General features: G+C 34.1%; 14 protein-coding genes. 9 read left to right on the top strand and 5 right to left on the bottom strand.

What is annotated here, in order from left to right; genetic code table 11:
* Window positions 1–9: 9 nt before the first annotated feature.
* Entirely contained in the window at window positions 10–2,973 is a 2,964-nt protein-coding gene (locus tag PHR76_RS01620) for a SusC/RagA family TonB-linked outer membrane protein (RefSeq protein ID WP_300057720.1), read from the bottom strand.
* Between the two features lie 222 nt (window positions 2,974–3,195).
* Between PHR76_RS01620 and PHR76_RS01625 the strand changes: the two genes are divergently transcribed.
* From PHR76_RS01625 to PHR76_RS01660, 8 genes are all read left to right on the top strand, one after another.
* On the top strand, window positions 3,196–4,221 hold the full coding sequence (locus PHR76_RS01625; RefSeq protein ID WP_300057722.1) for a LacI family DNA-binding transcriptional regulator: 1,026 nt from the start codon (window positions 3,196–3,198) through the stop codon (window positions 4,219–4,221).
* A 200-nt stretch (window positions 4,222–4,421) separates the two neighbouring features.
* Complete coding sequence (locus PHR76_RS01630) at window positions 4,422–5,783, top strand: MFS transporter (RefSeq protein ID WP_300057725.1); 1,362 nt, start codon at window positions 4,422–4,424, stop codon at window positions 5,781–5,783.
* The gene (pgmB, locus tag PHR76_RS01635) at window positions 5,783–6,442 is read left to right on the top strand and encodes a beta-phosphoglucomutase (RefSeq protein ID WP_300057728.1); all 660 of its coding nucleotides are present in this window, start codon (window positions 5,783–5,785) and stop codon (window positions 6,440–6,442) included. The genes PHR76_RS01630 and pgmB overlap by 1 nt, the downstream gene beginning before the upstream one ends.
* A 74-nt stretch (window positions 6,443–6,516) precedes the next feature.
* Window positions 6,517–8,826, top strand: coding sequence for a glycoside hydrolase family 65 protein (locus tag PHR76_RS01640; protein WP_300057730.1), 2,310 nt, complete (start codon window positions 6,517–6,519; stop codon window positions 8,824–8,826).
* 149 nt (window positions 8,827–8,975) lie between these two features.
* On the top strand, window positions 8,976–10,838 hold the full coding sequence (locus tag PHR76_RS01645) for a glycoside hydrolase family 13 protein (protein ID WP_300057733.1): 1,863 nt from the start codon (window positions 8,976–8,978) through the stop codon (window positions 10,836–10,838).
* A 3-nt stretch (window positions 10,839–10,841) separates the two neighbouring features.
* On the top strand, window positions 10,842–13,256 hold the full coding sequence (locus PHR76_RS01650; RefSeq protein WP_300057736.1) for a TIM-barrel domain-containing protein: 2,415 nt from the start codon (window positions 10,842–10,844) through the stop codon (window positions 13,254–13,256).
* Window positions 13,253–14,902: an alpha-amylase family glycosyl hydrolase gene (locus PHR76_RS01655; RefSeq protein WP_300057739.1), complete on the top strand. Its 1,650-nt coding sequence runs from the start codon at window positions 13,253–13,255 to the stop codon at window positions 14,900–14,902. The genes PHR76_RS01650 and PHR76_RS01655 overlap by 4 nt, the downstream gene beginning before the upstream one ends.
* A 729-nt stretch (window positions 14,903–15,631) precedes the next feature.
* Entirely contained in the window at window positions 15,632–16,171 is a 540-nt protein-coding gene (locus tag PHR76_RS01660) for a hypothetical protein (protein ID WP_300057741.1), read from the top strand.
* Between the two features lie 228 nt (window positions 16,172–16,399).
* On the opposite strand, the gene PHR76_RS01665 is transcribed toward PHR76_RS01660, so the two are convergent.
* Genes PHR76_RS01665 through PHR76_RS01680 form a run of 4 tightly spaced genes read right to left on the bottom strand, consistent with a single transcriptional unit; the run spans window position 16,400 to window position 19,260 of the window.
* On the bottom strand, window positions 16,400–16,879 hold the full coding sequence (locus PHR76_RS01665; RefSeq protein WP_300057744.1) for a hypothetical protein: 480 nt from the start codon (window positions 16,877–16,879) through the stop codon (window positions 16,400–16,402).
* Window positions 16,880–16,902: 23 nt separating this feature from the next.
* Window positions 16,903–18,435: a T9SS type A sorting domain-containing protein gene (locus PHR76_RS01670; RefSeq protein ID WP_300057747.1), complete on the bottom strand. Its 1,533-nt coding sequence runs from the start codon at window positions 18,433–18,435 to the stop codon at window positions 16,903–16,905.
* Window positions 18,436–18,446: 11 nt separating this feature from the next.
* Window positions 18,447–18,776, bottom strand: coding sequence for a T9SS type A sorting domain-containing protein (locus PHR76_RS01675; protein WP_300057750.1), 330 nt, complete (start codon window positions 18,774–18,776; stop codon window positions 18,447–18,449).
* Window positions 18,769–19,260 carry a protease complex subunit PrcB family protein gene (locus tag PHR76_RS01680; RefSeq protein WP_300057753.1) on the bottom strand — a complete coding sequence of 164 codons (492 nt, stop codon included), beginning with the start codon at window positions 19,258–19,260 and terminating at the stop codon, window positions 18,769–18,771. Before PHR76_RS01680 ends, PHR76_RS01675 begins: the two co-directional genes overlap by 8 nt.
* 725 nt (window positions 19,261–19,985) lie before the next feature.
* Between PHR76_RS01680 and PHR76_RS01685 the strand changes: the two genes are divergently transcribed.
* Window positions 19,986–23,642 (top strand): metallophosphoesterase, encoded by a 3,657-nt coding sequence (locus tag PHR76_RS01685; RefSeq protein WP_300057756.1) that lies wholly within the window; start codon window positions 19,986–19,988, stop codon window positions 23,640–23,642.
* Window positions 23,643–23,858: the final 216 nt, after the last annotated feature.

Here is a 23,858-nt window from a genome sequence, read left to right on the forward strand (position 1 = left end):
GTTTTTTAATTAAAATTTCACATTAGCTCCAAACAAAAATTGTCTTTGTCTTGGATATATTGTTTGATCAACTCCTCCTGTAATTTCAGGATCTAATCCATCATATTCTGTAATAATTAATGGGTTTTGAACTGAAGTAAATATTCGTAAAGAAGCTTTCCCTTCTAACCATTTTGGGAAAGTATATCCCAATGTTGCATAATCCATTCGCAAGAAAGAACCATTTTCAACAAACAAATCTGACAATACGTTTTCACCATTTTGCTGCTGAAATCCAGTAAATTCATAGAATGTTGAAATATTTTCTAATACTTGACCTTCTTGTAAAACACTACTATAAGATCTTGAAGATTTTGTTGTATTTAGAATGCGATTTCCAACACTAGCTCTTAAGTTAAACCCTAAGTCAAAATTTTTGTAATTAACATTCGTAGCAAAACCAAGTAAAAAGTCTGGATCTGGATTTTTGTATACATATCGGTCTTCACCACTAATAATACCATCTCCATTTAAATCGGCAAATGCTCCTTCAACTGGCGAACCATTAACATCATATAATTGTTTGTATACAAAGAATGAAAAAGGTGCGTATCCTTCATCTATAATTTGAGAAGTTCCTCCAGTACCTGCTCCAGTTGCACCAGTATAAATAGGCTGACCTAAAGCAACTTTATCAATTCTTCTTTCATATTTTGTTGCATTAAAAGAAACATTCCAAGTAAGATCCTCTTTTTTAATCACATCATAAGCGATAGAAAACTCAACTCCTTTTGTACTCATGTCCCCAATATTTTGAGGCCCTTGGTTTGTATAATTTCCACCATCAGGAAACGGAGCCGTTTGGAATAAATCATAAGATTGCTTGTAGAATAAATCTAATGCTCCCGTTAATCTGTTATCCATAAATCCATAATCTACACCCACATTGTATGAATAGGTTTCTTCCCATTTAACTGGGCCATAAGGTTCTGGAACTCCAACTGGATAAACAGTTCCGCCAATAATATACTGCGAATAAGGGTCACCCGTACTGTATTTAGGTAAGTAAAATGTTCCGGCTGCAATATCTTGTTGCCCTGTAATACCCCAACCCAATCTAAGTTTTAAATCAGAAAGCTTAGTACTATCAGCAAAGAAATCTTCTTTTAGTTTCCATGCAAAAGCTACAGAAGGAAAATCCCCCCAACGGTTGTCTTCTCCAAAACGAGAAGTACCATCACGTCTATACGTCATCGTAACTAAATACTTATTACTAAAATTTAAATTAGCTCTTCCAAAGAAACCTAACAAAACAACATCGTCATTTACATAAGAACCTGGAACATCTTGCGGATTGTTTCTGTTTCTTGTAAAGTTTCCTTCATTTTCAAATTTTTGATACGAATAACCACCCGTAACCTCATATACTAAATTTCCAGTTTCGTTGTTGTAAACTAAATAACTGTCTAATAATTTATTGGTAACCGTACTTTCAGAATAAGAATCGGTTCCGTAAAGCTTAGTTCCATTTATAAACCCTGTTAAAGCATTTTTGCTAACTTCAACAGTTCTGTTTCCATTTTGTTGATCGTAACCCAAATTAACTACAGCTCTCAACTCAGGTAAAAAATGAAATTTATAATCAACTTCAAAATTTCCAAAAAATCGGTTATTTATACCTATATCATTCGTTTGCATCAATTGAGCTACTGGATTTCTAGTAGCCGGTGCAAGGAAATTTGATGTGTTTGGTCCATTTCTGTACTCAAAAAAGCCATCATAAGGAGAAGCTGCGTCGTAAACGGGTTGTGTTGGATCAAAACGAATAGCGGCTCCTTCTACTCCAGCGGCAAATCTATTTTTTTGATTTGTATAATTTGCAGTTACTTTAAACTTCAAATGATTTTCAAAGAATTCAGGAGAAAGATTTAAAGCCACTGTGTTTCTAGTAAAACTATTGGTCAAACGCAAACCTTCTTGGTAAGTGTTACCTACAGAAAGACGCGTTGGGATCATTTTAAATAGATTTCCTTTTATAGACAAATTATTGTCCACAAAATCAGTTCTTCTATAAATTTCATCTTGCCAATCGGTATTTGCTGTGCCTAATTTATTGACTACGTTGATATTTCCCGGTTTGTATTTAGGATCCAGCGGATCGGTAGGATATTCTGATATAATTAAACTTCTAAATTGATCTGCACTATATACATCAACTTGATTGTAGTTTTTACCAGTCCCGTATTGAAAATTATAATCTACTTGCAACGTTTTTCCTGCTCTTTTTGTTGTAATAATAATTACACCATTAGCGGCACGCGAACCATAAATTGCAGTAGCTGATGCATCTTTCAATACCGTAAAGCTTTCAATGTCATTTGGATTAATTGAAGAAAGCACAGAAGTTGCTCCTTCACCTGTTGAATTTGAAACTGGTAAACCATCAATTACAATCAAAGGATCGTTAGAAGCTAATAAAGAAGAACCTCCACGAATTCTGATTTCTGCACCAGAACCAGGAGCTCCACTTTGATTGATAGTAACACCGGCTACACGTCCGTTTAATAAACTCTCAGCCGTAGCATTTGCACCTTTATTAAAGTCTTTAGTTGAAACTGTTGCCACAGCTCCAGTTGCATCTTTTTTCTTAACAGTACCATAACCCACCGCAACTAAGGTTACCTCATCTAGTTGTGTTAAATCTTCTTCTAATTTAACAGCGATGCTCTTTTGAGATTCATAGACAACATCTGTTTTCTTGTATCCTACATACGAGAATTCAAGAACATCTCCTTTTTTAAGATCTGACAGTGTAAAATTCCCATCAAAATCAGTTGTAGTACCTTTGGTAGTACCTTTCACAATTACATTTACTCCAGGCAAGGGCTGACCAGAAATATTTTCCGTCACAACCCCACTTAATGTGTTCTGTGCAAGTGCACTAAACGGCAGTAGCAGTAATAAAAATAACAACTTTTTATAAATTGTTTTCATACAGTTTGTTTAAATTAAAAATTTTTGTTTTGAACTTATATCATTACTTCGAGTGTTAAAATTACGCAAAATTTATGATAATTTTCACAGTCGGTCGTTAATTAGGCTGCGAAAACGTTTTCGTGTTGAAAAGTTTTACGATAGTTGTGAATTTATCCATAAAAAATACGATTTTAGGAAAATAAAATTATCTTTATTGTCAAATTACTAATTCAACAAAACATGAAAAGAAAAGTTACTTTAAAGCAAATTGCCAAAGAATTAGACGTTTCCATTTCCACCGTTTCTAAATCACTTAAAGATAGTTCTGAAATTAGCGAAGATACCAGACAAAAAGTACAAGCTTTTGCAAAGTTATATAATTACAAACCCAACAATATTGCACTCAGTTTAAAAAACAGAAAGACAAAAACTATTGGCATAATTATTCCGGAAATTGTCCACCATTTTTTTGCCACCGTAATTAGTGGTGTTGAAAATGTGGCCAACGAAAACGGCTATAATGTTATTGTTTGCCTTTCGGATGAGTCTTTTGACAAAGAAGTAATCAATATGGAAATGTTAGCAAACGGAAGCATTGACGGCTTTATCATGTCGTTATCAAAGGAAACACAACAAAAGAAAGATTTTCATCATATCTCTGAAGTAATTAACCAAGGAATGCCGGTCGTAATGTTTGACCGCGTTACCAACGATATTTTATGCGACAAAGTAATCATCGATGACAATCTAGCTGCCTTTCAAGCTGTTCAAACTTTAATTGATAAAGGATTAAATAAAATAGCCCTTATTACTACGGTAGATTATGTTAGCGTTGGAAAACTTCGAACCGATGGCTATATAAAGGCTCTGCAAATGAATGACTTGAAAGTAAATGAGAACCTCATCATAAAAATTGAAGACATTGACCAATCGGACGAACTCATTGAAAAACTAATTGAAAGCGAAAAAATTGACGCTGTTTTTGCGGTAAACGAACTCTTTGCCGTAACCGCTATCAAGGCCGCCTTGAGAAAAGGGTTGCGAATTCCAGAAGATATTGCCATCATTGGTTTTACAGATGGAATTATTTCTAAATATTCTACCCCAAGCATTACCACAGTCAGTCAAAACGGTATAAAAATGGGAGGAAAAGCAGCAAAAATGTTGATTGAACGTTTAGAAAGTGATGACGAAGATGACGAGCAATACAGAACCGAAGTGATTGAGACACATCTAGTGGAACGAGAATCTACGCCAACGTTATAGTAGCCGTAAACCACTGATTTTATTGACCTTAAAAAATAAAAACTCAAAAATCACTTCTTAAAAAAATTACTAAAAAATAGTTTCGTTTTAAAAAAAAACTATATTTGTACTTAATTATCAAAGCTTGTATTTTTACTTCGAACCAAAGTTTTGATAAGCCATAAATCGCTTATCGTATTAATTATTAACTAATTACGATAATGGAAAAGCGTAAATTAAGTTTCTGGGAAATTTGGAACATGAGTTTCGGTTTCTTAGGGATACAGATGGGTTTTGCCCTTCAAAATGCTAATGCTAGCAGAATACTTCAAATTTTCGGTGCAGATGTTCATCATCTCTCTTGGTTCTGGATAATTGCTCCCTTAATGGGATTAATAGTTCAGCCCATCATTGGCCATTATAGTGATAATACTTGGGGGCGTTTCGGCCGAAGAAAACCCTTTTTTCTTGTTGGAGCAATTCTAGCTTCAGTGGGTTTAATCTTAATGCCACAAGCCGATATTTTTATTGCCATTTTACCTGCTCTTTGGGTTGGTGCCGGAATGTTGATGATTATGGACGCTTCTTTTAACATTGCCATGGAACCTTTCCGGGCTTTAGTTGGAGATAATTTAAGAACAGACCAACGCACTTTAGGATTCAGCGTTCAAACAGCCCTAATTGGCTTTGGAGCAGTTCTTGGTTCTTGGTTGCCTTACGTTTTAGCCAATTGGTTTGGCATTTCAAATCAAGCAGAAGCAGGTTCAATTCCTTTAAATCTTATTCTCTCTTTTATTATCGGTGCTGTAATATTAGTTGCCTCTATTTTGGTGACGCTGTTTACAACTAAAGAATATTCGCCAGACGAATTAGCCAATTTTGAAGATGAAATTGCACACCAAAATGTTGTTCTGGAAGAAGCAGAAGTAAAAGAATCAAGGTTAATTGACATTTTAGAGGATTTCAAAAAAATGCCTGACACGATGCGTCAATTAAGTTGGGTTCAATTTTTTTCTTGGTTTGGTCTTTTTGGGATGTGGGTTTTTACAACACCCGCAATTGCACAACATACTTATGGCTTGGCAATTAATGACCATTCAAGTGCCGAATTTCAAAGTGCTGGAGATTGGGTTGGTGTTATTTTTGGAGTGTACAATCTTGTATCTGCTTTATTTGCGTTTACCCTACCTTACATCGCGAAACAAATTGGTCGTAAAAAAACCCATTCCATTTCGTTAGTAATTGGGGGAATTGGATTGATTTCCATGTATTTTATGCCAAACAAAGAATCACTCATTTTTTCTATGATTTGTGTCGGAATTGCTTGGGCAAGTATTTTGGCAATGCCCTATGCTATTCTAGCAGGCTCTATTCAGCCTAAAAAGATGGGAGTTTATATGGGAATTTTTAATTTTTTTATTGTAATTCCACAAATTATTAATGCCCTTATTGGCGGATTACTAGTTAAATATTTATATAATGATCATGCCATTTTTGCTTTGGTAACCAGTGGCGTAAGCTTTTTAATCGCTGCCGCATTGGTCTATAAGGTAAAAGATGTAGATGATGTAGTACAAAAATAATGAATCAAAAATGTTTTATATTCGACCTTGATGGCGTAATTGTGGACACCGCTAAGTATCATTATTTAGCTTGGCAAAAGATTGCTCATCAACTTGGTATCGCGTTTACTCCAGAACACAATGAAGAGTTAAAAGGAGTTAGCCGTGTTCGCTCACTTGATATTATTCTCGCTTTAGGACAAATTGAAGCAAGTCAAGAAGATAAAAATAAATGGTTAGTTCAAAAAAACGAAGACTATTTAACTTATTTAGTTGATATGAATGAAAGCGAAATTTTGCCAGGCGTGCTTCCTGTTTTACAATTTTTGAAAGAAAATAATCAAAAAATTGTCTTGGGCTCTGCTAGTAAAAACGCTAAACCAATTTTAGAGAAAGCAAAGATTAGGTCTTATTTTGATGCTATTGTTGATGGTAATGATGTTACAAATGCCAAACCAGATCCCGAAGTTTTTTTACAAGGAGCTAAAAAAGTAAATTTTAAACCTGAAAATTCAATCGTGTTTGAAGATTCTGTTGCCGGAATTCAAGCCGCTAATATCGGCGGAATGATTAGTGTGGGAATTGGAGACGATTCAATTTTAGGAGAAGCCGATTTTGTTTTTCCAGATTTCACCCATATCGATTTAAATTTTATTGAAAATCTAATCACAAGAGAATAAGTATTTTTAAAGTTTTCGATGAATCTGAAGATTTTCAGCATCCAATTGAAACCTTAAACTTTAAACACAAAAAAATGAATCAAGATTATATCATACCTGCTAATTGGTCAATTATTGAAGAAGGATTTGAACAAGATTTAGTAAAATCTTCAGAAAGTTTGTTCAGCATCGGAAATGGTGCGATGGGTCAACGGGCCAATTTTGAAGAAGACTATTCTGGCAAAACTTTCCAAGGAAGTTATATTGCAGGGGTTTACTATCCCGATAAAACCAGAGTAGGCTGGTGGAAAAATGGTTATCCTGAATATTTTGCAAAAGTATTAAATGCTCCAAATTGGATCGGAATTACGATTGAAATTAACGGAGAAAACCTCGATTTAGCAAAATGTAGTACTGTAAATAACTTCCGCCGTGAATTGAACATGAAAGAAGGAATTTATTACCGTTCATTTGAAGCAACCTTACAAAACGGAATAGAAGTAGCCATTCATGTTAAACGATTTTTGTCATTAGACATGGATGAGTTAGGCGTTATTCATTATGAAGTAAGACCCTTAAATCAAGATGCAAAAATTGTTTTCAAACCTTATATCGATGCCGGAATCACCAATGAAGACACGAATTGGGATGATAAATTTTGGGATATTTTAGCTATTGAAAATCAAGGAAATACTAGTTTTACAATTTCAAAAACACTAAAAACAAACTTTTCGGCATGTACTTTTATGCATAACAGTATTTTAGTAGAGGGTCAAAATACACAATCAACACCTTGCCATACTGAAAAATCTTCTACAAAAATTGAAAGTTCGTATGAAGTTTTTGCCTCAAAAAATCAATCCGTTGCCATTTTAAAATACGGAGGCTACACCGTTTCAACCAATCATGAGGAGAGTAATTTAGCACAAGCAGCTCAACAAATTATTTCAAAAGCGAATGAATTTGGATACGATGTATTAGCAAAAAATCAAATCGATGCTTGGGCTAAGATTTGGGAAATGAGCGACATTACCATTGAAGGAGATGTAAAAGCACAACAAGGTATTCGTTTTAATATTTTTCAGTTAAATCAGACCTATTTAGGAAAAGATTCGCGATTAAACATCGGACCTAAAGGATTTACGGGCGAAAAATATGGCGGCTCGACCTATTGGGATACAGAAGCCTATTGCATTCCGTTTTATATGGCGACTAAAGACCAAGAAGTGGCTCGCAATTTATTAACATATCGTTATAATCACCTGGAAAAAGCCATTGAAAATGCAGCAAAACTAGGTTTTAAAAACGGAGCGGCTTTATATCCGATGGTGACCATGAATGGCGAAGAATGCCACAACGAGTGGGAAATTACCTTTGAAGAAATTCACCGTAATGGAGCCATCGCTTTTGCTATTTTTAATTACCATCGCTTCACAGGCGATTACAGCTATATTCCTGAAAAAGGATTGGAAGTTTTAATCGGAATTGCTCGTTTTTGGCATCAAAGAGCGACTTATTCTACTGACCAAAATCAATTTGTAATTTTGGGAGTTACGGGTCCAAATGAATATGAAAACAACGTCAATAATAATTTTTATACCAATTATATTGCCAAATGGTGTATTGATTATACTATTGAACAAATTCATAAAATCGAAAAAGAATACAGTTCAGATTACACACGGATTCTAGACAAAGCAAAACTTTCTCTCTCAGAAATCAATCAGTGGAAAGAAGTAGCAGACAAGATGTATTTCCCGTATTCAGAAGAACACGGAGTCTATTTACAACAAGATGGTTTCTTAGATAAAGAATTGGTAAAAGTTTCTGATTTAGACAAATCGCAACGACCAATTAACCAAAAATGGTCATGGGATAGAATTTTACGTTCGCCTTACATCAAACAAGCCGATACGCTACAAGGATTTTACTTTTTTGAAGAGCATTTTAGCAAAGAGCAATTAGAAAAACATTTCGATTTTTATGAGCCGTTTACTGTTCATGAGAGTTCTCTTTCTCCTTGTGTTCACTCGATTCAAGCTGCTGTTTTAGGCAGAATGGAACAAGCGTATACCTTCTATTTACGGACTTCTCGTTTGGATTTAGATGATTACAACAAAGAAGTGCATGAAGGCTTACACATTACGTCTATGGCTGGAACTTGGATGAGCATTGTAGAAGGTTTTGGCGGAATGCGAGTAAAAGATAATCAACTCCATTTTGAGCCAAAAATACCAAACCAATGGAAAGGTTATTCGTTTAAAATTAACTTCCGAAATCAAATTTTGAAAGTAGATGTTCGTCCAAATGAAACTAAATTATCGTTGGAAGGTGACAAAGAAATTATAGTTTTTGTAAATGGAAAACAAATTATAGTAGAACCGAATAGTTTAGTAACCGTATAATAAACGCTCGCTAAGACGCTAAGATATGTTTAACGTCTCTGCAAGTTTGTGAGTTAAAAAATAAATTATATAAAAACGCTCGCAAAGAAGCTAAGTCGCAAAAGAATTGCTTGGCGTCTTTGCGACTTTGCGAGATAAAACAATAAATCATGAAAAAAATTTCATTACTCTTGTTTTGTTTCGCATTTTCATTTTTAACCGCTCAGGTCAACCGCATTGAGCCACCCAATTGGTGGACTGGATTAAAAAATGAGCAGCTTCAATTGTTAGTTCATCATCCAACTATTGGAAAAGCAAAAGTGTCAATCGCTTATGAAGGCCTTTCGATTACAAAAGTGCATCAAGCTAAAAGTCCAAATTATTTGTTTATCGATTTAACGATTAGTCAAGCAACTAAACCAGGAAAATTCAATATTGTTTTTGAATTTGAAAAAGGAAAAAAAATAACGCATTCCTACGAATTAAAACCAAAATCAAAACCTTCCGATGAATTTTTGGGTTTTGACAGTTCTGATGCAATTTACCTCATTACACCCGACCGATTTGCAAACGGAAATCCCTCCAATGACATCGTAAAATCGATGAAAGAAACTTCTTTAGACAGAACCCATGACTATAAACGACATGGTGGTGATATTCAAGGAATTACAAATAAAATTGAGTACATCAAAAATTTGGGTTTTACAGCCATTTGGCCAACACCCGTTTTAACAAATGATATGAAAAGTGGTTCTTATCATGGTTATGCAATAACCGATTTATATCAAGTTGATCCTCGTTTTGGCACATTGACCGACTATAAACAACTTGCCGAAAAACTCAATCAAAACAACATGAAACTCATCATGGATCAAGTGGCAAATCATTGTGGTAGCGAACATTGGTGGATGAACGATTTGCCTTTTCCAGATTGGGTTAACTACCAAGAATTATATGAAAAAGAAGGGAAATATATTACATCCAATCACCGGAGAACAAGCAATCAAGACAATTATGCAGCCAAAATAGACAAAGAGCAAATGACGAATGGGTGGTTTGTAGAAACCATGCCCGATTTGAATCAACGCAATCCGTTTATGGCTCAATACCTCATCCAAAATAGTATTTGGTGGATTGAAACCTTGCACCTTGGTGGCATTCGACAAGATACATATCCCTATCCTGATAAAGAATTTATGAGTAATTGGGCTGGAGCCATCATGACCGAATACCCTAATTTTAGCATTGTGGGCGAAGAATGGAGTTATAATCCGTTGTTAGTTGGCTATTGGCAAAGAGGAGCTACTAACAAAGATGGTTACGAATCGCATTTACGTTCTACTATGGATTTTCCAATGCAAAGTTTAATTGTGAAAGGTATCAAAGAGCCCGAAACATGGGACACTGGTTTGGTTCGAGTTTATGAAGGTTTGGCCAATGACTTCTATTATCCTTCCCCAAAAGATATCCTGATTTTTCCGGATAATCACGATATGGATCGGATTTTTACACAAATGAATGAAAACATAGTAAATACCAAAATGGCATTGGCAACGTATTTGGTTTTGCCACGAATTCCACAATTGTATTACGGCACCGAAATTTTAATGCAAAATACTGCTAAACCAAATGACCACGGACTTATTCGCACCGATTATCCTGGCGGATGGGAAAATGACAAAGTCAATGCATTTACAGGTGAAGGATTAACTTCCGACCAAAAATCAATGCAAGCGTTTCTAACTAAAATTTTAAATTACAGAAAAAACAGCAAGGCAATTCATGAGGGAAAAACCATTCATTTTGCTCCCAATAAGGGCGTTTATGTTTTAGTTCGAATGCAAAAAGAAGAAGTAGTCGTTTTGATTTTAAACAAAAACGATTCCGTAACTTTACAGTTATCGACTTATGCCGAATTGGGATTGAGCACAAAAAAATTCAGAAATGTCTTGACAGATGAAGAATTTATTTGGGATAAAGAAATAAAATTAAATAAAAAAGGGGCCTATCTTTTTACGACCAAATTAAAATAAACCATGAAAAATATTTTACTTTTTCTGTTCATTACGGCGTTTTCATTTGCTCAAAACAGCAACCGAAAATATGTTAAACACGAAATCAAAAAAGAGTATTTAGAACTTTCGGTGAACGATGGAGCTTATCATATTCAATTGATTCCAGAAGGCGTTCAAACCTCGTTTATCCCGAAAGGTGAAAAATATGACGCAAATTCACATGCCGTTATTTCACTTAAAAAAGTAGACGGAACGCTTATAGATGTACAAGATAAATTACTTTTTTCCTATCAAGATTTTAAAGTGGAAATTATCAAAAACCCATTTCAAATTCGTTATCACTATCAAGGAAAAGAATTGCTTTCTGAAAAATTAGGCTATTTCAAACAAAAACATGCCGTTTTAGAAAAAGTAAAAGGAAATATTATTGCCGACTCAACCGAAGTGCTTCAATTTAATCTTTCAACAGATGAAAAATTATTTGGTGGTGGAGCTCGCGTTTTAAGAATGAATCGTCGTGGCACTAAATTAGCTCTTTATAATCGAGCTGATTATGGCTATGAAACGCATTCAGAATTGATGAACTATACACTTCCTATTGTTATTTCGTCCAAAAAATACATGGTTCATTTTGACAATGCTCCAGTTGGTTATTTAGATTTAGACAGCAAAAAGAACAATGTTTTAGCATATGAAACCATTTCTGGCAGAAAAACCTATCAAATTATCATTGGAAAAAACTGGGACGCGTTAGTGTCCAATTATACGAAATTAACTGGTAGGCAACCCTTGCCTCCTCGTTGGGCATTCGGCAATTTTTCCTCTCGTTTTGGATATCATTCTGAAGCAGAAACTCGAAAAACAATTCAAAAGTTTCAAGACGAAAAAATTCCAGTTGATGCTGTTATTTTAGATTTGTATTGGTTTGGAAAAGAGATTCAAGGTACCATGGGAAATTTAGAAGTTTTCCGCGATAGTTTCCCCACGTTTGAAAAAATGGTGGCTGATTTTACTAAAATGGGTATCAAAACTATCACGGTGACTGAACCTTTTATTTTGACCACTTCCAAAAAATGGGAAGAAGTTAAAACTAAGAAATTAGTAGCCACCAATGCAGATGGAAGTCCAGCCACATGGGATTTTTACTTTGGAAACACCGGTCTAATCGATGTTTTTAAACCCGAAGGAAAAGCTTGGTTTTGGTCTATCTATAAAGGATTAGCCGATAAAGGAATTGCTGGCGTTTGGGGCGATTTAGGAGAACCAGAAGTGTTTCCTTCTTCTGCGAATACGGTTGCTGGAACGGCGGATGAAGTGCATAATCTGTACGGACACCAATGGGCGAAATTAATTCACGAAGGCTATCGCAACGACTTTCCATTAAAAAGACCATTTATTTTGATGCGAGCGGGTGCAGCTGGTTCGCAACGATTTGGAATGATTCCGTGGAGTGGTGATGTGAATCGAACGTGGGGCGGATTGTCTGGTCAAGTGGAAATTGCCCTTCAAATGGGAATGCAAGGTTTGGCTTATATGCATTCTGATTTAGGCGGTTTTGCTGGAGCGAATTTAGATGATGAATTATATGTTCGTTGGTTGCAATATGGGGTTTTCAATCCGATTTTTAGACCGCACGCTCAGGAAGATGTTCCTTCTGAACCGGTTTTTAAAAGTGATTGGGCAAAGAAATTAGCCAAACAAGCCATTGAGTTACGTTACCAACTGCTTCCGTATAATTATAATGCAGCTTTTGAAAATTCACAAACAGGAAAACCTTTAATGCGACCTTTGTTTTTTGAAGAAGTAGATAATGAAGCTTTATTGACAAAATCGGATGGCTATTTATGGGGAAATGATTTTCTGATTTATCCGATTATGGAAGCAGGTCAAAAAACGAAAGAAGTTTATTTTCCGAAAAACGCAACTTGGTTCAATTTTTATAATCGAGAAAAATACGAAGGCGGCACTACCCACCCAATCGCAGTTGTGGAAAACAACATCCCAACCTTTGTTCGCGGAGGCAGCTTTATTCCAATGGCTAATTTAGTTCAAAACACAGAAAATTATAATGCAAATTACATGACTTTTCATTATTTCTTAGATGAAAAATCAACTTCTAGTAGTCGTGATTTTTATTTTGATGATGGCTCTACCGTTGATGCTTTTGAGAAAGAAAATTATGAAATCATTAAACTAAAAGCTCAAAACAAAAGCAAAAAAATAGAAATAGAAATCCAGAGAGAAGTAGGTAAAAACTTCCAAACTTCCATTAAAATATATACTTTTATCATTCATAATATAGAATCAAAACCCAAAAAAGTTAAGTTTAATGATAAAAAGACAAGGTTTACCTATAATAAAAAAACCAACACCTTAACGGTAGGCATCACTTATTTTGGTAACCAAAAAGAAATAATTGAAATTATATCACAATGAAAAAAATAGCATTCCTTTTTTTAACAATTGTATTTTTGACGAATTGCTCTCCAAAAAAACAAACCATAAATACAGAAACTCCCTTCGTTTGGGAAGGGGCAAACTTGTACTTTTTATTGATTGACCGCTTTAACAATGGCAATCCTGCGAATGATAAAATTATTGTTCGTGACAAAGAAACGGGCGTACTTCGCAATTTTATGGGTGGCGACATTAAAGGAATTACCCAAAAAATTGACGAAGGTTATTTTACCGATTTAGGAATCAATGCCATTTGGATGACTCCGGTAGTCGAACAAATTCATGATGCCGTTGACGAAGGAACGGGAAACACTTATGGTTTTCATGGCTATTGGACCAAAGACTGGACAGCCATCGACCCCAGTTTTGGGACACGTGAAGACTTGAAAGAATTGGTTGAAAAAGCACATGCCAAAGGAATTAGAATCGTATTAGATGCGGTGATTAATCACACGGGGCCAGTTACTGAATTAGACCCTGTATGGCCTGAAAGTTGGGTGCGAACAGGTCCGAAATGTACTTATGACAGTTATGAAAACTACATTGACTGTACCTTGGTTGAAAACCTTCCAGACATCAAGACAGAAAGTAATGAAGCGGTTGAATTACCACCCGCTTTAGTGGAAAAGTGGAAGAAAGAAGGTCGTTATGAAGAAGAAATAGCCGAATTAGATGCTTTCTTTAAACAAACAGGTTATCCGAGAGCTCCAAAATATTACATCATGAAATGGTTGGCAGACTATATCACTGATTTTGGTATTGATGGGTATCGCGTAGATACTGTAAAACATACAAACGAGGCTGTTTGGGCTGATTTTTCTAAAGTGTGTCAAGAAACATTTGTACAATTTAAAAAGGACAATCCAACCAAAGTGTTAGATGATAATAGCTTTTTTATGGTGGGAGAAGTATATGGTTACGGAATTAATGGCAAGCAATGGTATGATTTTGGGGATAAAAAAGTGAACTATTTTGAGAATGGATTCAATTCGTTAATCAATTTTGATTTTAAAGGCGATGCGCATAAATCGTATGAAGAATTGTTTTCTAACTATTCGAAAACGTTACAAAATGACTTAAAAGGATTGAGTGTGATGAATTATGTTTCCTCTCATGATGATGGTTGGCCGTTTGATAAAAAAAGAGAACGCAGCCTTGAAGCGGGGACAAAGCTTCTGTTAACACCGGGTATTGCTCAAGTGTATTATGGAGATGAAACCGCTCGACCATTAGACATTAAAGGAACGGAAGGCGATGCAACTTTGCGTTCGTTTATGAACTGGGATGATGTTAAAAGCAATGAAAACACTAAGAACGTACTTTCTCACTTTCAAAAACTAGGGAATTTTAGAAGTAATCATCCTGCGATTGGTGCGGGAATTCATAAAGAAATTTCTAAAGCTCCGTTTTATACTTTTAGTAGAACATTTACCAAAGGAGATTATACCGACCACGTTATTGTTGGCTTAGATTTACCCATTGGCAAGAAAACAATCAACGTAAACGCTGTTTTTGAAGATGGTGAAGCGTTGATTGATGCTTATTCTGGTGAGAACGTTACCGTTAAGGATGGTGAAGTGATTATTGATAGTCCGTTTGGATTTGTTTTATTGGAAAGAAAGTAGCATTACCGCCCATTGTATTACATAAGCGTTTATAATCGAGTGAGATTGTAAACGCTTTTGTTTTTAGGTCAAGAGCCATTATTATAGATCCGTTGTGCCATTCGGAATTTCTTATCCTTATATTGAATTGAATGGGTAGACTTTTCGCATTTCGTCAGTAGAATTACTATTAATTCGTTTGTTTAGAGTACCACAACTATGACGATGGTATGACGTTGATATGACGTAAACACGACGCTAACACGACGCAAGCATGACGATGACCCGTCTGAAAATAGCATATTACCCGAAAGCATATTAAATCACGACTGACTGAATTTGATGTATTTTGACTAGTTTTGAACCTTTTTGACTGCATTTGAATAGGTTTGACGTTTTTTTTGGAATTTATAGGGGTTTTGTTCGAGTGTTGTTCGGGGTTTGTTCGAACGGGCTTCGGAAAAAGGGTGTGTTTTGCGAACAAATGTGCAATTGGTATGGAACAAAAGTGGAAAAAGCACTACACTATTAACAAACGAATCCTTTCGTACGGTTTTAGTTAATACAGAAAGTTTTTTACTATTTTTGAATTAAAAGAACAACAGGAGTGGGAACTCTAAATTTTAAACCGGAAAGGATTTATTTACTTTGAGGCCAAACGAAAGGATTCGGGAGACAGCGGTGGGATCATTCAAATTGTTCCACTAAATACAACATCAACTATGGTAATACCAATTAAAAATTATTAAAATGAAATATATAATTTCAATACTAGCTATAGTCCTTTTTCAACCTACAAAAATAATAACTCTAAAAGATTATTATTGCGGAGAAGGAGTGATTTTTGATGATAAATCGATTTTTGAATTTGAAAAAATAGGATATAAAAGCCTTTATGTACCTACTCTTGAGGATATCATAATTGGAGAAAATTTTTTGTTTGAAAATTATTTTGATTATGAAATAAATATGAAAGAATACTTCGATCTTGACAAATCTAAGATTAACACTAAATATAAAAATCCAGAAAACGTAAAGAAAAAATATAAAAAATATAATAGGCAATATGTAGCATGTATAAACAAAGATAATGATACTATTTTATATATTGGATTATTAAATTTTTCAAACAAAAAAGCAAAAGTATACTTTGATAATTGGAAAGAATATGTATATGGTGGTGCTGGAGACTATTATTATAAAAATTATAAATCTTATGTAATAAACTTAAGTAAAAAAAATTTTGTTTATTATGTAGAAGGTATTAAAGACAAAAGTAACACTCCATAATTAGGGTAATGTTCCAAAGTTAGTGATGAACCAAAAAAGAGGCAAGATGACAAAAACCGCTACCGTTATTGAATCCTTTCATGCGGTTTTAGCTAATAAAGAAAGTTTTTTACTGTTTTTGAATTAAAAGAACTACAGGAGTGGGAATTGTAAATTTTACCCCTGAAACGATTTATCTACTAGGAGGTCACACGAAAGGATTCGGGGGACAGCTTGATATACCACATCTCACTCAAAAACAATAGGTTTTGTCGCTTTTGGTATTTTTACAATGTGATAGGGTTGTGTACCAACACTTGATGTATTACCAGTCTGTAGATTTTCAACTGTGACAACAATAGTAGTTTCAAATTCAGTAATGTTAGTAATATCAATTGTATGACCACCATTACCATACACTTGGTCAAAAACGGCAATTACTGTGTAATTAGTAAAATCTATAGATGTCTCTTCAAAATATAATTGAGTGAAATTAATTCCACCTGTTTGATAAAAATCATCTATTTGAGTTAATAGGTTGTTCCATTCTATACTAGTATTAATAACAGTTTTTTGTTGATTAACTACATTAGGGTAAATATTACGTTTACTAATTAATGTATAATCTATAATTATTGGTTCAAAAGGAGGCGTGACAACAGGTTCTACATCGTCATCATTACAACTTATAACCATCAAACTAAATAATAGTAAAAATAAATTTTTCATAGCGTTTTTTTTAATTTCAATATTTACTTTGATCTTTTAAATAACTTTATCATTTCAGTTGAATCATTAATAAAAGTAATCAAACAAAAATAAAATCCATCTTTTAAAAATTCTGTATTAATTACAGTACTGTTATAAACAAATGAAGAGTTAATCTTTTTACCTAAAGCATCATAAAATGAAATTGATTTAATTGTTTCAGGATATTTTAAATTTAACTCATGATTAAACGGATTTGGAAATAGTTGATTTTGATTATCTTCAAAAGTAATTACATTTAAGTTTTCTAGTTCAATTTTAGCATGTGTAACATTATAATTACCCACCATTCCTGAATAACCTGATATTATTATTGAGGAATCATTATCAATAGCAATGTCTTTCAAATTATCATTTTGACTAGTTACATCTAAAACCAAGAAACCATTATTATTAAAGTCGGTGTTAATAGAACCATTTTCATTCAAATTAATTATTCTAAAATGGGGACCATTATTTTGTAATTCTATTCCACCTAAAAATATCTTTTCATTAGTATCAATTTCAACATCTACTATGTTAATAAAATCTCGAAATATTCCATCATTTGCAAAAAGTTGGTCTAATTGTCCAATTGAATTAAACTTTATCATTAAAAAATTACTGCCTGCTCTTCCACTACAAATAAAGTTTCCGTCTGGGCTTATGTTTATTTTATTTAAATATTCAAACTCACCATTAGATGTGGTGACATCTGTTAATAGTTTTCCATTATTTGCAAATGTAGTATCGAAACTACCATCTAAATTTAGTTTTAAAACTGCGGTTTTACTATTTGATGTATTCGTTCTATCATATCCACATAAAATCAACTTATTATCATTCGTTAATTGAAGCCTCCAAAGATTAAATTTGAAATTTGAATCACTAAGATTTAATACACCATCAGTGCCAAAACTAGTATCAATTTCACCACTAGAAGTCAACTTCATTAATGCTCCAAAAAAATTAGTACTGTTGCTACCAGTAATTCCAATAATAATACTTTCATCATTTAAAGAAATAACAGAACACAGGTCTGTAGAAGTTATAGAATTGAAATTGGTTATTTTTAAAATTCCATTGTTCCCAAATGAACTATCTAAACTTCCATCATTATTATAACGAATTACAAACGGTGAATTTGGAAAAATACCTTCTGATGGATTTTGCAAAGTATATTGTCCACCAAGAAGTATTTTGTTGTTAGCTTGAAAAACTACATCACTTGGAATATCCTTAAAATCAACATTAGTAATAGTTATACCATTATTTCCAAAAGTATCATCAGTTGTTCCGTCTTGATTTAACTTAACTAAAAAAGAATGTGTTATCAAATCTGGATTTGGACTTTCTAGTAAACTAAAACCAATGGTTAGAATTTTATTGTCAGGTGTAATGATTGTTTTTCTAGGTTCAGTAATATCTTCAGTTTCAACAACACCATTTGTGCCAAAAGTATTACTTAATTGATAAGTTTGACAATAAGAAAATTTCACGGAGCCAAAGCACACTAATAGGATTACCAATCTTTTCATAATTTTTTTTTTTATTGTTTAACTAAATTTTTGGCATCAATAATCTGTCCGTTGCAAATTAAAGCAACAGTATAAAATCCATTGGGGTAATTAGATATATCAATCGTGGTTTCTGTGCTGTTTAAATCTAAAACGTAGTTATTAGAATCATTCGTAGTACCATAACTTCCTAGTATCATGAGATAAGCGGAGCCTACTTCGTTTAGCTTATAGCTTACTGTGATTTGATTTATAGCCGGATTTGGTGAGATAGCATATAAAACACTTGGCTTAATAGCTACATCAACTTCCGAATAATATTTGAAGCCATCTACTGTTGTAATATACCACATCTTACTCAAAAACAATAGGTTTAGTCGCTTTTGGTATTTTTACAATGTGATACGTTTGAGTAACAACACTAGATGTATTACCTGTTTGTAAATTCTCAACGGTTACAGTAATGTTATTTTCAAATTCAGTAATATTTGTAATATCAATAGAATGACCACCATTACCATATACTTGGTCAAAAACGGCAATTACTGTATAGTTAGTAAAATCTATAGTGGTTTCGGTAAAATTTGTTTCGGTATAATAATTTCCTAAACCAAAAGCTATATAAGGGGCATCCATTAGATTCTTGATGTTTATCCAACTTGAATTCTCATTTATAATAAAGTTTTCCATTGAAATACCCTCAATAGGTATATTTTGATTATCTTTTGCAATTAGTACAGGGTTAATAACCACAGGCACAAAAGGAGGCGTTACAATGGGTTCTACATCGTCATCATTACAACTTATAACAATGAAACTAAGGAAGAATAAAAATAATTTTTTCATAGCGTTTTTTTTATTGTTTAACTAAATTTTTGGCATCTATAATAGTACCGTTGCAAATTAAAGCAACAGTATAAAATCCAGGAGGGTAACTAGAAATATCAATAGTGGTTTCGGTAGTGTTTATTTTTTGGAAATGTGGTATCAACAACAAAATTGTATCCAAGGAATGCAATTCTGAATAACACAAACTTACACAAAAAATATTTACAAAATATCTAAAGGTTATTTTTTTTAAGGTGTTCACAAGTACCGCTCCCAAACGAACAAACTACTTTATTCCTTTTTGTTGAGATTCCTCCTTCGTCGGAATGACAAAATCATGAAGATTATCTCTTAACTGAATTACATTGACCACACGTACCGAGCATAGCGAACTGACGAAGTAATCCTTTCATGCGGTTTTAGCTAATAAAGAAAGTTTTTTACTATTTTTGAATTAAAAGAACAACAGGAGTGGGAACTCTAAATTTTAAACCGGAAAGGATTTATTTACTTTGAGGCCAAACGAAAGGATTCGGGAGACAGCGGGGGAAAGTAAATTAAAAATACGATAACCATCCAAACCGCGTTACTAGTAAACAGTATAACCGTTTTTTGATTTTTAAACCACATCAAAAATCAAATCCTAAAATGCTTATATTTGACAAACCCATAAATACCGTTTAATGAAGTTGTTTCCGTTAAAAATTAGTACAAATTTATGTTGTTACGGAATAACTTTGGTTATGGCTTTCGTTTTAATGACCAGCTGCACCACCTACAAATCCAAAATGGGGAGTTCGGCAACTTCTTTTTATGATAACCAATCCCTAGATACGACTACGATTGTTTACTCTGTTTTTCTGACTGGCAATGCCGGAAATTCTTTAAATGATCTGGCGACTCCTTCTTTACAAAACTTTAAACGAAGGCTAGACAAAGCTTCCAAAAATAGTAGCGTTTTATTTTTGGGCGACAACATTTATCCGCTTCATGGATTTGGTGAAAACCGCATGAAAGCAGAAGAAAAAATCAACAAACAACTTGATTTAATTCCTTCTTTTGGTGGCAACGTGTTTTTTATTCCTGGTGATTATGATTGGCAGAATGGCATTCCTGGTTTAATGACTCAAGAACAATTTATTGCTAATTACAAAAAAAAGAAAAGTCAACTATTGCCTCAAAATGCCTGCGGAATGGAGTCTGTTTCGCTGAGTAAGAATGTGGAATTAATCGTGGTCGATTCGCAATGGTTTTTGGAAGACTGGGACGTTCAACCTGAAATCAATAAAGGCTGTGCGATTAAAACTAGAGAACAATTTTTAGAAGTTTTAGATAAGCATTTGTTGGAAAATCAAGAGAAAACTGTGCTTTTAGCCATGCATCATCCGCTCCTTAGCAATGGCGTTTATGGCGGGCAATATTCGTTAAAGCAGCAACTTTATCCTTTTGACAATTCTATTCCGCTCCCCATTGTGGGAAGTTTTGTGAACTTGTTTAGAAAAGCCAGCGGTTATGACACGAATGATTTGCAAAATAGTCGGTATCGCGAAATGGCGAATCAAGTGAAGTCGGTGATTCAAAAATACAATCATGTGGTAGTGGTTTCTGGACATGAACAAAACTTGCAATACATTCAAACAGACGGAATTCAACAAATTATTAGCGGAGCGGGTGCTCATTATTCGCCAGCACGAGCTGTTAATCCAAAGGATTTTAGTTTTGGTGGCAACGGTTATGCTGTGTTTGATGTGTTTGACAATGGTGCTTCAACGGTTTCGTATTATACCACTATCAACCGAAAAGAAGTACTGCTGTTTAAACAAATAACGAGAGAACCGGACGCATCTTATCAAACAAAAAAGTATCCGAAAGAAGTGGAGACGGAAGTTCGAAAATCCATCTTTGGGCGTCCGATTAGTAGCAACGGCATCTTTTATGAATTTCTATGGGGAAAGCATTATAAAAAATATTATCAAAAGACGATTGCGGTTAAAACGGCCTCCATTGACACCCTTTATGGCGGTTTGAAACCGATTGGATTGGATAAAATGAACACCAATAGTTCGCTCATTTTATCAGATAAAAAAGGAAAGGAATTTATTTTGACACCCTTAGAAAAAGATGCTGCTTCTTTTTTTAAATCAATCGCTTATAAAAATCAACCTTTTTCTTCGCAAGATGAGAATGAAATGACAGAAGAGTTTTTGCGAGATTATTTTACAACTATTCATCCGTTTACCCCGCTTGTGATTCCAAGTTTATCCAAAGCAATTGGTCTTCGTTCTACCGAGCCAAAATTATATTATTTGCCCAAACAAAATCAATTAGCTTCTTACAATGTCGACTTTGGGAATGCGTTTTATTATTTGACAGAACAACCTTCGAGTGCATACAAAAATAAAAATGAATTTGGAAAAGCAACGACTATCATCAGCACTGATGAAATGCTTAAATTAATTCGTTCTGATAAAAACCATCGGGTGGATACCGACAATTATATTCGGGCTCGTCTTTTTGATATGTTGGTTGGCGATTGGGATAGAGGGGCAAACAATTGGCAATGGGCCGCTTATGAAGAAAACAACAAAACTATTTACCGTCCTATTTCTTCTCAAAGAGATCAAGCTTTTGCTAAATATGATGGTCTTTTTTTAGGATTGTTAAAAAGTATTCCCGCAATGGGACAAATGCATTCGTATCGCTATAATTTCTCAAATGTAAAAGCTTTTAATCAACAAGCATATGCCTTAGATTTGGCTTTGCTTCCTGATACCGAAGAGAAAAATTGGGTTAAACAAGCTAATTATATTCAAGAACAACTGACCAACGACCTCATCAATGCTTCGTTTTTAAAAATGCCTTATGAATTGCAAGATGAGACGACTTCAAAATTAAAACTTCATTTTAGAAATCGCCTAAAAAAATTAAACGAAACTGCTCGTAGCTATCATAAACTACTAGAGAAAAAAGCGATTGTGGTTGGCACTCAAAAAAATGACGTCATTGTAATTACACGTTTAAACAAAGGAAGAACGGTAGTAGTGGTTTATAACGGCATGAAAACGCCAAAAAATATTGTTTTTGAAAAAACATTTTACAAAAAGAACACCAAGGAAATCTGGCTGTTTGGACTAGAAGGCAACGACGAGTTTAGCGTTGAAGGAAATCAGAAAAAAAATATTCGTATTCGGTTGATTGGTGGGTTAAACCAAGATTCGTATGTAATTGAAAATGGTAAAAACATCAAAATTCATGATTTTTTATCCAATTCAAAGACAATTACTGCCGATGGAAAAACGAAGGTTTTACTTTCTAATAATTATGAAACAAATACTTACAACTATAAAAAACCAAAGTTTAATTCGTTTTCAGCCATACCGATAGCTGGTTATAATCCCGATGATGGTTTGCGATTAGGAGCTCGTTTCAATTTTACTCAAAATGGTTTTTTAGGAAATCCATACACCCAAAACCATCTTTTAATGGCCAATTATTATTTTGCCACGAGCGGTTATGATGTTAGTTATTCGGGTAATGCAAAGAAAATATGGGATAATTACGATTTGATTGTCGATGCTTCTGCCACGAGTTCTAATTTTGCTCAGAACTTTTTTGGCTATGGAAATGAAACCGTTTATAATGAAGAGGAATTTGGCATTGATTATAATCGGGTTCGAATTGCCTCTTTAAAACTGAGTCCCGGTTTGGTTTGGCTAAGAAGCAATGGCAGTTCTATAATTGGGCGGATGAATGTAGAATCTTTTCAAGTAGAAAATACGCCAGACCGCTATATTTCAGAAAGCGAACAAGATTCTAGGTTTTTTGAATTTCAAAACTTTGCAGGTATTGGTTTAGAATACCATTTTAAAAATTATGACAATGCTTTTATTCCAACACTAGGTTTCGGATTAAAAGCCGTTGGGAAATGGTCAAGCAATTTGGGCGATTTTTCAAGACAAATTCCGTTTATAGAAACGGTGGTAAACTTTGTTTATAAACTCGATCCAAAAGCCGATTGGGTTTTGCAAACAACTATTAAAGGAAAAACAATATTTACTTCGGATTTTGAATTTTATCAAGCCGCATCTTTAGGTGGCGATGCCGATTTGAGAGGATTTCGAGATAATCGTTTTACGGGAAAATCTGCTTTGTATCAAGGTTCCGATTTGCGATATAGCATCGGTCAAATTAAAAATCCGTTTGCCCCTATTCAGTACGGAGCTTTTCTTGGATATGATTACGGACGGGTTTGGTTACCTTCTGAAAGTTCATCAAAATGGCACCAATCAACAGGGTTTGGGCTGTGGTTAAACAGCAGTAATATGGTGTCTTCTGAAATCACCTATTTTCACTCGAGTGATGGCGGACGAATTGCTTTTGGGATGAAGTTTAATTTTTAGAATTAACCTTAGCAGTACTTTTTACTTAAGTTTGTTTAGAATAACGCCTATTATTAAAAAAAATACGAATTTTAATATCATTTTCATTCGTGTATTTATACGTTTGGTGGCATCTTTAAACTGATAAATCGCTGTTTTACCATTCAACTATTTAACTATATTTGAAACGAATAAATAAAGGTTTTTTCTCGAACAGCCTTTAGCGATAAATTTTAG

The organism is Flavobacterium sp. (assembly GCF_028689845.1).
In the GTDB taxonomy this organism is placed as follows: Bacteria; Bacteroidota; Bacteroidia; order Flavobacteriales; family Flavobacteriaceae; genus Flavobacterium.